At 73.7% G+C, this 11,597-nt stretch carries 11 protein-coding genes; 8 read left to right on the top strand and 3 right to left on the bottom strand.

Annotated features, from left to right (window positions below; translation table 11 throughout):
• The first annotated feature begins 9 nt into the window (after nucleotides 1–9).
• From BQ6202_RS09535 to BQ6202_RS09520, 4 genes are all read left to right on the top strand, one after another.
• Nucleotides 10–435, top strand: coding sequence for a cytidine deaminase (locus BQ6202_RS09535; protein WP_072314244.1), 426 nt, complete (start codon nucleotides 10–12; stop codon nucleotides 433–435).
• Nucleotides 428–1,717 carry a thymidine phosphorylase gene (locus BQ6202_RS09530; RefSeq protein WP_072314243.1) on the top strand — a complete coding sequence of 430 codons (1,290 nt, stop codon included), beginning with the start codon at nucleotides 428–430 and terminating at the stop codon, nucleotides 1,715–1,717. Before BQ6202_RS09535 ends, BQ6202_RS09530 begins: the two co-directional genes overlap by 8 nt.
• Nucleotides 1,718–1,813: 96 nt before the next feature.
• On the top strand, nucleotides 1,814–2,920 hold the full coding sequence (locus BQ6202_RS09525; RefSeq protein WP_072314242.1) for an adenosine deaminase: 1,107 nt from the start codon (nucleotides 1,814–1,816) through the stop codon (nucleotides 2,918–2,920).
• A complete protein-coding gene (locus tag BQ6202_RS09520; protein WP_072314241.1) occupies nucleotides 2,917–3,354 on the top strand; it encodes a PTS sugar transporter subunit IIA in 438 nt (145 codons plus the stop codon). Before BQ6202_RS09525 ends, BQ6202_RS09520 begins: the two co-directional genes overlap by 4 nt.
• An 81-nt stretch (nucleotides 3,355–3,435) precedes the next feature.
• Here BQ6202_RS09520 and BQ6202_RS09515 read toward each other — a convergent pair whose 3' ends face one another.
• From BQ6202_RS09515 to BQ6202_RS09505, 3 genes are read right to left on the bottom strand one after another with little or no spacing between them, the layout of a single operon-like run.
• Nucleotides 3,436–5,109 (bottom strand): phospho-sugar mutase, encoded by a 1,674-nt coding sequence (locus BQ6202_RS09515; RefSeq protein WP_072314240.1) that lies wholly within the window; start codon nucleotides 5,107–5,109, stop codon nucleotides 3,436–3,438.
• Complete coding sequence (locus BQ6202_RS09510) at nucleotides 5,106–5,936, bottom strand: purine-nucleoside phosphorylase (RefSeq protein ID WP_072315085.1); 831 nt, start codon at nucleotides 5,934–5,936, stop codon at nucleotides 5,106–5,108. The genes BQ6202_RS09515 and BQ6202_RS09510 overlap by 4 nt, the downstream gene beginning before the upstream one ends.
• Nucleotides 5,937–5,946: 10 nt before the next feature.
• The gene (locus BQ6202_RS09505) at nucleotides 5,947–7,704 is read right to left on the bottom strand and encodes a glycosyltransferase (RefSeq protein WP_072314239.1); all 1,758 of its coding nucleotides are present in this window, start codon (nucleotides 7,702–7,704) and stop codon (nucleotides 5,947–5,949) included.
• Between the two features lie 130 nt (nucleotides 7,705–7,834).
• Here BQ6202_RS09505 and BQ6202_RS09500 point away from each other — a divergent pair, with 130 nt between their 5' ends.
• The 4 genes from BQ6202_RS09500 to BQ6202_RS09485 all read left to right on the top strand — a co-directional run bounded on the left by BQ6202_RS09500 (nucleotide 7,835) and on the right by BQ6202_RS09485 (nucleotide 11,596).
• Entirely contained in the window at nucleotides 7,835–8,374 is a 540-nt protein-coding gene (locus BQ6202_RS09500; protein ID WP_072314238.1) for a YaeQ family protein, read from the top strand.
• Nucleotides 8,375–8,420: 46 nt separating this feature from the next.
• Nucleotides 8,421–9,860, top strand: coding sequence for an NAD(P)H-quinone dehydrogenase (locus BQ6202_RS09495; protein WP_072314237.1), 1,440 nt, complete (start codon nucleotides 8,421–8,423; stop codon nucleotides 9,858–9,860).
• Between the two features lie 105 nt (nucleotides 9,861–9,965).
• Nucleotides 9,966–10,346 carry a YciI family protein gene (locus tag BQ6202_RS09490; RefSeq protein WP_072314236.1) on the top strand — a complete coding sequence of 127 codons (381 nt, stop codon included), beginning with the start codon at nucleotides 9,966–9,968 and terminating at the stop codon, nucleotides 10,344–10,346.
• Nucleotides 10,347–10,357: 11 nt separating this feature from the next.
• Nucleotides 10,358–11,596, top strand: coding sequence for a DUF6596 domain-containing protein (locus tag BQ6202_RS09485; RefSeq protein ID WP_083587179.1), 1,239 nt, complete (start codon nucleotides 10,358–10,360; stop codon nucleotides 11,594–11,596).
• Nucleotide 11,597 lies beyond the last annotated feature (1 nt).

Raw genomic sequence — 11,597 nt, 5'->3', positions numbered from 1 at the left:
CGGCGCACCATGAGCGAGATCGACTGGGATGCGCTGCACGCGCGCGCCGTCGAGGCGTCGAGCAGGGCCTACGTGCCCTACTCGCGCTTCCCGGTGGGCGCCGCAGCGCTCGTCGACGACGGCCGCATCGTCGCGGGCGCCAACATCGAGAACGCCGCCTACGGCGTGACCCTCTGCGCCGAGTGCTCGCTCGTGAGCGAGATGGTGATGGGCGGCGGCGGCAGGCTCGTGGCCTTCGCCTGCGTGAACGGCGCCGGCGAGCGGCTCATGCCGTGCGGCCGCTGCCGCCAGCTGCTCTCCGAGCATGCGGCGCCGGGCATGCTGCTCGACACCGTCAGCGGCATCCGCACCATGGAGGAGGTGCTGCCGGATGCCTTCGGCCCGGCCGCGCTGGACGACTACACCGAGCACCAGAGGAGCAGCACCCGTGGCTGAGGCATTCGACGCCGTCGACATCATCCGCACGAAGCGCGACAGGGGAGCCCTGTCGACCGAGCAGATCGACTGGCTGATCGACGCGTACACGCGCGGCTACGTCGACGACCCGCAGATGGCGGCGCTCGCGATGGCGATCCTGCTGAACGGCATGGAGCGGCGCGAGATCCATGACCTCACGACCGCGATGATCGCCTCCGGCGAGCGCATGGACTTCTCATCGCTCGAGGCGCCGACCGTCGACAAGCACTCGACCGGCGGCGTCGGCGACAAGATCACCCTGCCGCTCATGCCGCTCGTCGCCGCCTTCGGCGCGGCGGTGCCGCAGCTCTCGGGCCGCGGGCTCGGCCACACCGGCGGCACGCTCGACAAGCTCGAGTCGATCCCCGGCTGGCGCGCAGACCTCACGAACGACGAGATGCTCGAGCAGCTGCGCACGGTCGGCGGCGTGATCTGCGCCGCGGGCGCCGGCCTCGCGCCGGCCGACAAGCGGCTCTACGCGCTCCGCGACATCACCGGCACCGTCGAGGCGATCCCGCTCATCGCATCCTCCATCATGTCGAAGAAGATCGCCGAGGGCACCGGTGCGCTCGTGCTCGACGTGAAGTTCGGCTCCGGCGCCTTCATGCAGGAGTTCGAGCGGGCGCGCGAGCTCGCGCACACGATGGTCTCCCTCGGCCGCGACGCGGGCGTCGAGACGCGAGCGCTGCTGACCACGATGGACACGCCGCTCGGGCTCGCGATCGGCAACGCCAACGAGGTGCGCGAGTCGGTCGAGGTGCTCGCAGGCGGCGGCCCCGCCGACGTCGTCGAGCTGACCGTCGCCCTCGCGCGGGAGATGCTGGATGCGGTGGGCAAGGGCGATGCGGACGTCGAGGCGGCGCTCGCCGACGGCCGCGCGATGGACGTCTGGCGCCGGTTCGTGATCGCGCAGGGCGGCGACCCCGACGCGGCGATGCCGACGCCGAACGAGACGCACACGGTCGTGGCGGAGCAGGATGGCGTGCTCGCCCGCCAGGAGGCGCTGCCCTTCGGCATCGCCGCGTGGCGCCTGGGCGCCGGCCGCGCGCGGGCGAGCGACCCCGTGGTGCACGCCGCGGGCATCGACCTGCACGTGAAGCCGGGGGAGCGCGTGCGCGCCGGCGACCCGCTCTGGACGATCTCGGCGGACGACGCCTCCCGCATCCCTCGCGCGCTCGAGGCGCTGGAGGGCGCCTGGGAGCTCGCGGCGCCCGGCACCGTCGTCGACGTGCCGCCGATCGTGCGCGAGCGCATCGCCTGACGACCGGGTGCGATGGGCCTCGGCCCGCATCCGTCATCGTGCCGTCGCTCGAGCCGGGTAGCATCGGAGCCCCAGGCACCCGATGACGGAGGCGGAATGAGCCGGTATGAGGTCGACGGCGTCGACATCCAGACGCTGCCAAAGGTGAGCCTGCACGATCACCTCGACGGCGGGCTCCGCCCGCAGACGATCATCGAGCTGGCCGAGGAGATCGGCCTCGAGCTGCCCTCGACGGACGCGGCAGGGCTCGGCGACTGGTTCGCCGCGCAGTCGGAGTCCGGCTCGCTGCCCGAGTACCTGCAGACCTTCGACATCACGACGGCCGTCATGCAGACCGAGCACGGGCTGCACCGGGTCGCGAAGGAGTTCGTGCTCGACCTCGCCGAGGACGGCGTGATCTACGGCGAGATCCGCTGGGCGCCGGAGCAGCACCTGCAGCGCGGCCTCACGCTCGACCAGGCGGTCGAAGCCGTGCAGGCAGGCATCGAGGAGGCCATCGACCTCGTCGCGACGCACGGCGGCCGCATCCGCATCGGCCAGCTCGTGAGCGCCATGCGGCACCTCGACCGCGGCGACGAGATCGCCGAGCTCGCGCTCCGCCACCGCGACACCGGAGCCGTCGGCTTCGACATCGCAGGCCCGGAGGACGGCTTCCCCGCCTCCCGCATGCGGTCCGCGTTCGACCTGCTGGCGAAGGCGCACTTCCCTGCCACCGTGCACGCGGGCGAGGGGGCGGGCATCGACTCGATCGCCGACGCGCTCTTCTCCGGCCGCGCCCTGCGGCTCGGCCACGGCACGCGCATCGCCGAGGACATCGTCATCGAGGAGGAGTCGGAGGACGCGATCGTCGTGCGCCTGGGCGAGATCGCCGAGTGGGTCAAGGATCGCGAGATCGCGCTCGAGGTGAGCCCCTCGTCGAACCTGCAGACGGGCACGATTGCGCAGTGGGGCTCGACGCTCGCCGATCACCCGATCGACCTGCTGCACCAGCTGGGCTTCTGCGTCACCGTCAACACCGACAACCGGCTGCAGTCGCGCACCACGCTCACCCGAGAGCTCGGCCTGCTGGTGGAGGCCTTCGACTGGGATCTCGACGACCTCGAGCAGGTGACGCAGAACGCCGCTGCGAGCGCGTTCTGCACGATCGAGGAGCGAGACGAGCTCGCCGACCAGATCTCCGACGGGTTCGACGACCTCCGATGACGCTGCCGCTCGACCGGGCGACGTTCTCGCCCGGGGTCCGTGCCGCGGACTGGCGCGCTGCCGTGCGCGCGGCGGGCGTCGACCTCGTGACGGCCGGCGCGGTCGGCCGCGCCTACGTCGACGAGCTCGTGCAGCAGATCGAGCAGTCCGGGCCCTACTGCGTGGTCGCCCCCGGCGTCGCCGTGCCGCACGCGCGCGCGAGCGCGGTGGTGCGCCGCGACGCGCTCGCGATCGTCGTGCTCGAGGAGCCGGTGGTCTTCGGGCACCCCCACCACGATCCGGTGCGGGTGGTGATCGGGCTCGCCGCGACGAGCGCGAAGCGCCACCTCACGATGCTGGCCGAGCTCGCCAACGCGCTCGACGCATCCGGGGTCGCCGACCGCATCGCGGCCGCCACCGCGCGCGACGAGGCGATCGAGGCGCTGCGCCCCTAGCCCTCGTCGCTCAACCGGTCAGCAGGTGAGGCGAGCGCTGCTCGGGCTCGCCGTGCCGTCTGACCGGTTGAGCGTCGTGGGTCAGGCGTCGAGCAGGGGGCGCACCGCGTCGGCGAGCGCCGCGACGCGCTCGCGGGCGAGACGGATGCGCTGCGCCGGGGAGCCGTCGGTCGAGGTCGCGTCGATGTAGACCTTCACCTTGGGCTCGGTGCCGCTCGGGCGCACCATCACCCGCGAGCCGTCATCGAGCGTGAAGCGCAGGATGTCGCCGATCGCGCCGTGCTCCGGCAGCGACAGGTCGTCGGCTGCGAGCACCGCGGCACCCGCGAGCGCGATGGGCGGATGCGCGCGGAGCGCCGCCATGGTGGCCGGGATGCGGCTCAGGTCGGTGACGCGCACGCTCACCTGCCCCGATTCGAAGGCGCCGAACTCGCCCGCGAGCGCGAGCAGCTCCTCCGAGAGCGACGAGCCGCGCTCGTGCAGCTCGCTCGCGAGCGTCAGCACGCGCAGGAGCGCCGAGATGCCGTCCTTGTCGCGCACGGTGCCCGGGTTGACGAGGTAGCCGAGGGCCTCCTCGTAGCCGAAGGTCAGGCCGGGCACGCGCGAGACCCACTTGAAGCCCGTGAGGGTCTGCACGAACTGCAGCCCGTGCGCCTCCGCGATCGCGCCGAGCCCGGGGGAGGAGACGATGGATGCGGCGAGCACGCCGTGCCCGCGCGCCGAGCGGGCGGCGTCCCAGCCGAGCAGCAGCCCGACTTCGTTGCCCGTGAGCATGCGCCAGCCCGTGGGGCCCTCGTCGGGCACCGCGACCGCGAGGCGATCGGCGTCAGGGTCGTTCGCGACGATCAGCTCGGCGCCCTCTGCGCTCGCGAGCGCCATCGCGAGGTCGAGCGCGCCCGGCTCCTCGGGGTTCGGGAAGACGACGGTCGGGAAGGCGCCGTCCGGCTGCGACTGCTCCGGCACGGCGATGACCGGCGGGAAGCCGGCGGCGTCGAGCACGGCCTCGACGGTCTCGAGGCCGACGCCGTGCAGCGGCGTGTAGACGACCTTCGGGCCGCTCGCGCCGACCATGCCCTGATCGGGCTGACCGATCGCGGCGGTCGCCTCGACGTAGGCGCGCCAGACGCCCTCGCCCGCGACCTCCACCTCGCCCCGCGGGTAGTCGCCGACGGGCGTCTCGGCCGCGTGCTCGATGAGCGCTGCGATCTCGCCGTCGACGGGCGGCACGATCTGGCTGCCGTCGTCGGCGCCGCCCAGGTAGACCTTGTAGCCGTTGTCGGCCGGCGGGTTGTGGCTCGCGGTCACCATGACCCCCGCGCTCGTGCCGAGGTGGCGCACGGCGAAGGCCACGAGCGGCGTCGGCAGCAGGCGCGGCAGCAGGATCGCCCGCACGCCGGCCCCGGCGAACACCTCGGCGGCGTCGCGCGCGAAGCGCTCGGAGCCGCGCCGGCCGTCCCAGCCGATCACGACCGAGGGATGCGGCTCACGGCCGATGAGGTAGGCCGCGAGCCCCGCGGATGCCTGCTGGACGACGACCGTGTTCATGCGGTTCGGGCCGGGCGCGATCCTGCCGCGCAGCCCGGCCGTGCCGAACTGCAGCCGGCCGCGGAACGCATCCGTCACCTCTGCTGCCGCAGCCGCGTCGCCCGCCTCGGCGGCGGCGACCAGCGCCTCGAGCTCGCTGCGGGTCTCGGCGTCGGGGTCGGCCGCAGCCCACGCGCGCGCCGCCTGGATCGCCTCGAGCGGCGAGCTCATGCGGCGTCGCCGATCGCGCCGATGACGTCGGCGAGCAGGTGCGAGATGCGGCCCTCGGCCTCGCGCCCCGCGTCGATGACCTCCTGGTGCGACAGCGGCGTCGTCTGGATGCCGGCGGCGAGGTTCGTGATGAGGCTGAGCCCCAGCACCTCCATGCCCGCCTCGCGCGCCGCGATCGCCTCGAGCGCCGTCGACATGCCGCAGATGTGGCCGCCCATGGCCTTCGCCATCTGCACCTCGGCGGGGGTCTCGTAGTGCGGCCCGCGGAACTGCACGTAGACGCCCTCGTCGAGGCTCGCGTCGACCGTCCGGGCGATGTCGCGCAGGCGCGGCGAGTAGAGGTCGGTGAGGTCGACGAAGGTGGCGCCCTCGAGCGGCGAGTCGGCCGTGAGGTTGAGGTGGTCGCTGATGAGCACGGGCTGCCCGGGCTCCCACTGCGGCTTGATGCCGCCGGCGCCGTTCGTGAGCACCATGATCGTGGCGCCCGCCGCCGCGGCCGTGCGCACCGAGTGCACGACCCGGCGCACGCCGTGGCCCTCGTAGTAGTGGGTGCGCGCACCGATGACGAGCGCCCGGCGGCCGTCGTCGGTGAGCACGGAGCGGATCGTGCCGACGTGCCCCTCGAGCGCAGGCTTCGAGAAGCCGGTGACCTCGGTGGCCGGGATCGTGTGGGTCGTCTCGCCGATGAGGTCTGCGGCCTGCGCCCAGCCTGAGCCGAGCGTGAGGGCGATGTCGTGGCGGTCGACCCCTGTGATGCGGCGGATGTCGTCGGCGGCCTGGGCGGCGACGTCGCGGGGGTCTGCGGGCGGGTCGAGCGGGTGCGTCATGCCGCCCACTCTAGATGCGAGCGCGCCGATGCAGCAGGAACGCGCGACGGCCGGCGTGATCGCCGTAGAACCATCCGAGCCAGGCGACAGCGGCGGCGAGCAGCAGGGCCCCGAGCGCGCACCACGCCAGCCCGGAGGCGAGCAGCACGACGGCCCAGCCGAGCTGCAGCAGCACGAAGCCGAGCTCGGCGAGCACCGCCGGCCAGTGGATGCGCACCGCGTGGGTCGCTGTGCCGGCGCCGGCCTTCGGCGTGCGCTCGAACTCGGTGTGCAGCGGGCCGTGCAGGCCCTCGACGAAGGCCATGAGCTGGTGGGGCAGCATGCCGGCGTTGAGCACGATGTAGGGGACGACCCGAGCCAGCCGCCAGCCGAGGCCCCGCATGCTCGGCCGCTCGTCGTCCAGCCGCATGCCCTCGACGCTCGCGAGCAGCGTCGACAGCAGCAGCCACGCGAGCGTCGGCACCAGGTAGACGGCCACCCCGAGGCCGGTGCCCAGCGCGCCCGCCCACAGGCCGGTCGAGATCAGGAAGGGCAGCGTGCAGACCCACACCGCCCACAGCGGCCACTGCCACGCGATCGTCATGTGGTACGCCAGCTGCGCTCGGCGGCCCGCGCGCTCGCGGTGCGAGCCGAGCAGCGTGCCCAGGTGCAGCCGCTGCAGCTGGATCCAGCCAGAGGTCCAGCGCTTCTGCTGCGCCTTGTAGGCGGTGACCGTCGCCGGCAGCTCGCTCGGCACCACGATCTCCTTGACCGCGGTGGTGCGCCATCCCCGGAACAGGTGGCGGAAGCTCAGCTCGCAGTCCTCCACGAGGCTCGCGGCGCGCCAGCCGCCGGCCGACTCGATGGCGTCCGCTCGCCAGATGCCGGCCGTGCCGGTGAAGTTGACGAACTGCCAGCGGGTGCTGCGGAACGACTTCTGCACGATGTGGTGGTCGTCGACCCAGAGCGACTGCGCGCGCGTCAGCCACGAGGCATCCGCGTTCAGGTGACCCCAGCGGGCTTGCACGAGCGCGAGGTCCGGCAGGGGGTGCCCGTGCGCGTCGTAGAAGTGCGCGACCGCGTCGAGCAGGAAGCGCCTCGCCGGCACGAAGTCAGCGTCGAGGATGACCAAGAGCTCGGCGTCCGTCTGCCGCCTGGCGGCCTCGAGCGCGCCAGCCTTGTAGCCGGTGCGGATGCTGCGGCGCAGCACGCGGCAGTCGGCGCCGATCGCGCGAGCGCGGGCGGCCGCCTCGTCGACGATGCGGCGCGACTCCGGGTCGACCGAGTCGTCGAGCACCTGGATCACCAGTCGGTCGGTCGGCCAGTGCAGGGCTGCGGCGGCGGCGATCGCGCGCGCGGCGACGGCGGGCTCCTCGAACATGGGCAGCTGCACCGCGATCTTCGGCGCCCGCGGGGGCAGGCGCCCAGGCACCGCCGCGGCCCGCCCGTGCCGCAGGTAGCCGATGCGCTCGGTGAGGCCGGCGGCGAGGAAGCCGAGGATGGCGAGGAAGGGCACGTGGCCGATGAGCACGAGGAGCCACCAGGTCGGCGTGCCGGGCGGCGCCGGCTCGATGACCCCGAAGCCCGCGAGCACGAGCATGCCCGTGAGCACGAGCGCGAGCGGCACGACGGGCAGCCACCACGGCAGCGGGTCGGTCGCGGCGGCGGCCGGTGCCGGGCGCTGCGGCGGCGCGACGGGCATCGGGTGGGCGGATGCGGGCGTCGGCGTCGCCGGGACGGGCGGCGCGGGGATGTGCGCTGCGGGGATCTGCGGTGCGGCGAGCGTCATGGCGGCTCCTTCGGTGGCTCTGCCGCGAGTGTGCGCGCGCCGGATGAGACGGGGGCGGCTGCGGGCGTGAGAGCTCCCTCATGCGAGGGGCGCGCTGCGCGAGCGCGGCACTCGCGTAGGCTCGGCCCCCATGGCCATCGGCGCGACCGTCCACACCTTCAGCGTGCAGCTCGCCGACGTCGATCGCGGCGTCTACGAGGAGCTCTCGCTCAAGGTCGCCCAGCACGCCTCCGAGACCCTCGCCTTCATGGCGACCCGCGTGCTCGCGCTGTGCCTCGAGCACGAGGAGGGCATCGCCTTCGGCTCCGGGGTCGCGAGCGGCGCGGAGCCGGCGGTCATCGCGCGCGACGCGACCGGCGCGATCACCGCCTGGATCGAGGTCGGCGCCCCGGAGGCCGAGCGGGTCCACCGCGGCAGCATGGCCGCCGAGCGCGCCGCCGTCTACACGCACCACGATCCCGACCGGGTCGCCGCGCGCTGGGCGGGCAAGCGCATCCATCGCGCCGACGAGGTGCGGCTCGTCTGGTTCGACGACGGCTTCATCGACGCGGTCGCTGATGCGGTGGATCGCCGCACGACGATGTCGGTGTCGATCACCGAGCGGGTGCTCTACCTCGAGGTGAACGGCACGACGCTGACGTCGAGCGTCCACGAGCGCCGCGCGGCCTGAGCTCAGGCAGCACCCGCGTCCCGCGCCACCGCGGGGATGCGGGATGATGGTGCGCGTGAGTGCATTCGAGCGCAAGCAGCGCGTGGTGATCATCGGCGGCGGACCGGGCGGCTACGAGGCGGCCCTCTCGGGGGCGCAGCTCGGGGCTGACGTGACGCTCATCGAGCGCACCGGCGTGGGCGGCAGCGCGATCCTCACCGACGTCGTGCCCTCGAAGTCGCTCATCGCGACCGCGGAGTCGGCCGCCGCCATCCGCGACGCGAACCAGCTCGGCGTGCAGTTCTCGGTGCGCGGCGACGCTGGCCGTGCGCAGAAGCCGGAGGTCGCCGTCAACCTGCGTGCCGTGAACCGGCGGCTGCTCTCGCTCGCCGCGAAGCAGTCGCTCGACATGAAGGCCGACCTCGAGAAGGTCGGCGTCACGCTCGTGCAGGGCGAGGGCCGGCTCGACGGACCGGGGCGCGTGGTCGTCTCGACCGGCAAGCAGGGCGCCGACTTCGACGAGTTCGAGGCCGACACGATCGTCGTCTCGGTGGGTGCCGCGCCGCGCCAGCTGTCCTCGGCGATGCCGGACGGCGAGCGCATCCTCACCTGGACGCAGCTGTACGGGCTCGAGGAGGTGCCGGAGCACCTCATCGTGGTCGGCTCGGGCGTGACGGGCGCAGAGTTCGCGAGCGCCTACAGCCACATCGGTGCAGAGGTCACGCTCATCTCGAGCCGCGAGCAGGTGCTGCCCGGCGAGGACACCGACGCCGCGCGCGTGATCGAGGACGTCTTCCGGCGCCAGGGCATGCACGTGCTGTCGAAGTCGCGGGCCGAGAAGGTGGAGCGCGCCGGCGACGGCGTCGTGGTCACGCTCACCGACGGCCGCACCGTCGAGGGCTCGCACTGCCTGATGGCGGTCGGCTCGGTGCCGAACACGGCGGGCATCGGCCTCGAGGAGGCGGGGCTCGAGATGGCCGAGTCCGGCCACATCCTCGTGAACCGCGTGGCGCGCACCAACCTGCCCAACATCTACGCCGTGGGCGACTGCGCGAACGCCATGCCGCTCGCCTCCGTCGCCTCGATGCAGGGCCGCACCGCGATGTTCCACGCCATGGGCGACGCCGTGCACCCCATCTCGATGCGCACCGTCGCCTCGAACATCTTCACGCAGCCGGAGATCGCGACGGTCGGCTGGTCGCAGACGCAGATCGAGCAGGGCGTCGCGCAGGGCGAGATCTACCGCATCGACCTGTCGACCAACGCGCGGGCCAAGATGATGGGCGTCGAGGACGGCTTCGTGAAGCTCTTCGCCCGCACCGGCTCCGGCACGGTCATCGGCGGCGTCATCGTCGCCCCGAAGGCGTCAGAGCTGATCTTCCCCGTCACGATGGCGATGGAGCACCGGCTGACGGTCGACCAGCTCGCGCGCGTCTTCCCGGTCTTCCCCTCGCTCACCGGCTCGATCACCGACGCCGCGCGAGCGATGCACCGCTTCGAGGACTGACGTGTCGAATCCGGCCGGGTCCATCCGTCTCCCTCGTGTGGTCGATCGACCACGGCACCTGCTGGGCGTCAGCTGACGCAGCCGGCTCGAGGAGAGGATGCGGCGATGGCCGAGACGTACCTGTTCATGATCGTGGAGCCCGACTGGGACTCCGACGCCTACCTCGGTGACGGCGCCGGCGAGAAGATCGCGGCGGAGTTCCCCGAGTTCGACGCGTTCGAGCGCCGGGTCGCCGAGCTCGGCGCTCGCATCGTCGCGGGCAACGCGCTGCACAACCGCCGCCACGGCGGCATCGTGACGCCGGGCCCAGACGGGCGCGAGGTCGAGGATGCCGTGTGGACCGACGGGGCGAGCCTCGAGAGCGACGAGGTCATCAGCGGCTACTACCTCGTCGAGGCGGAGTCGGAGGAGATCGCGCGGCAGCTCGCGCCGCTCGTGCCGACGGGCGGGCACATCGAGTGGCGGCGCATCTTCCCGATGGGGTGACGGAGGCGCGGATGCTGGCTGCTGCGGAGGCGTCGATGGATGCGCGCTTCCGGCGGGCATGGCCGAGCACGGTGCGACAGCTCGCGGCCTTCGCGGGGTCGCTGCACGCGGGGGAGGAGCTCGCGGCCGAGGCCTTCGCGCGGGCGCTCGAGCAGCCGCGACCGGTGGAGGACCTCGTCGCCTGGTGCACCACGGTCGGACATCGCCTGCACATCGACGCAGCGCGGGCGCGCGCGGTGCGCGACCGCGTGCACGGCGAGCTCGCGCGGCAGCCGCCGCGCGAGGCAGCGGAGCCCGCGGTCGCAGCGGCGGTCGAGGACGACCGCTACGCGCTGCTGCTCGTCGCCTGCGATCCCGCGCTCGGCTTCGCGAACCGCCTCGTGCTGGCGCTGCGCGTGGTGTGCGGGCTGCCGACCGCACGCATCGCCTGGCACCTCGGGATCGACCCGAGGGCCGCATCCGCCCGCCTCACCCGCGCGAAGCGCGCGCTCGCGGAGGGTGCGGGTGGCTTCCGGGTGCCGGAGGGGGAGGAGCGGGCCGAGCGGCTGCCCGCGGTGCTCGAGTGCGTCGCCGCGGTGCACGCCGTCTCGCAGCGGGACGCGCTGCGGCCTGCGGACGCCGCCGACGACCTGGGGCGCAGCGCGCTCACGCTCGCCCGCGCGGTGCGCGCGGCGCACCCCGACGAGCCCGAGGCGGCTGCGCTGCTGGCCGTGGTGCTGCTCGCGCTCGCCCGCAGGCCCGCGCGCTTCGACGCGCACGGCGCCGCCCTGCCGCTCGACGAGGTCGACCGGTCGCGCTGGGATCGCCCGATGCTGCTCGCCGGGCTCGAGCTCGCCGCCGCGACCGCCGGCAGCGGGGGCAGGTTCGCGCTCGAGGCGTCGATCGCCGCGCTGCACTCGGCCGCACCCTCTGCGGAGGCGACCGACTGGTCGAGCATCGCGGCGCTGCACGAGCGCCTCGTCGCGATCAGGCCGGCGCCGGCCGCCCGGGTCGCGGCGGCCGTCGCGGCAGCCCGGTCGGCGCTCGGCGCCGGCGGTGACCTCGGGCCCGCGACGGCGGCGCTGCGCGCGCTCGAGCTCGAGGGGACCGCTGCGTCACGCCGTGACGCCTCGCTCGCGCTCGCCGACCTCGAGTGGCGCACCGGCAGCCGGCGCGCGGCAGCAGCGCGCTACCGCGCGCTCGTCGATGCGCTGCCGGGGCCCGTCGCAGCCTTCGTCCGACGACGCATCCGCGACGCCGGCGACGACTGAG

This window comes from Agrococcus sp. Marseille-P2731, from assembly GCF_900117395.1.
In the GTDB taxonomy this organism is placed as follows: domain Bacteria; phylum Actinomycetota; class Actinomycetes; order Actinomycetales; family Microbacteriaceae; genus Agrococcus.
Note: the sequence above shows the minus strand (reverse complement) of the source record. Positions and strands in the feature narration are given on the sequence as shown.

Bases quoted from the DNA above. Each gene is read 5' to 3' on its own strand.
- BQ6202_RS09535 (WP_072314244.1), top strand. From the start codon at position 10: ATGAGCGAGATCGACTGGGATGCGCTGCACGCGCGCGCCGTCGAGGCG.
- BQ6202_RS09525 (WP_072314242.1), top strand. From the start codon at position 1,814: ATGAGCCGGTATGAGGTCGACGGCGTCGACATCCAGACGCTGCCAAAG.
- BQ6202_RS09520 (WP_072314241.1), top strand. From the start codon at position 2,917: ATGACGCTGCCGCTCGACCGGGCGACGTTCTCGCCCGGGGTCCGTGCC.
- BQ6202_RS09515 (WP_072314240.1), bottom strand. From the start codon at position 5,109: ATGAGCTCGCCGCTCGAGGCGATCCAGGCGGCGCGCGCGTGGGCTGCG.
- BQ6202_RS09510 (WP_072315085.1), bottom strand. From the start codon at position 5,936: ATGACGCACCCGCTCGACCCGCCCGCAGACCCCCGCGACGTCGCCGCC.
- BQ6202_RS09505 (WP_072314239.1), bottom strand. From the start codon at position 7,704: ATGACGCTCGCCGCACCGCAGATCCCCGCAGCGCACATCCCCGCGCCG.
- BQ6202_RS09500 (WP_072314238.1), top strand. From the start codon at position 7,835: ATGGCCATCGGCGCGACCGTCCACACCTTCAGCGTGCAGCTCGCCGAC.
- BQ6202_RS09495 (WP_072314237.1), top strand. From the start codon at position 8,421: ATGGTGCGCGTGAGTGCATTCGAGCGCAAGCAGCGCGTGGTGATCATC.
- BQ6202_RS09490 (WP_072314236.1), top strand. From the start codon at position 9,966: ATGGCCGAGACGTACCTGTTCATGATCGTGGAGCCCGACTGGGACTCC.
- BQ6202_RS09485 (WP_083587179.1), top strand. From the start codon at position 10,358: ATGCTGGCTGCTGCGGAGGCGTCGATGGATGCGCGCTTCCGGCGGGCA.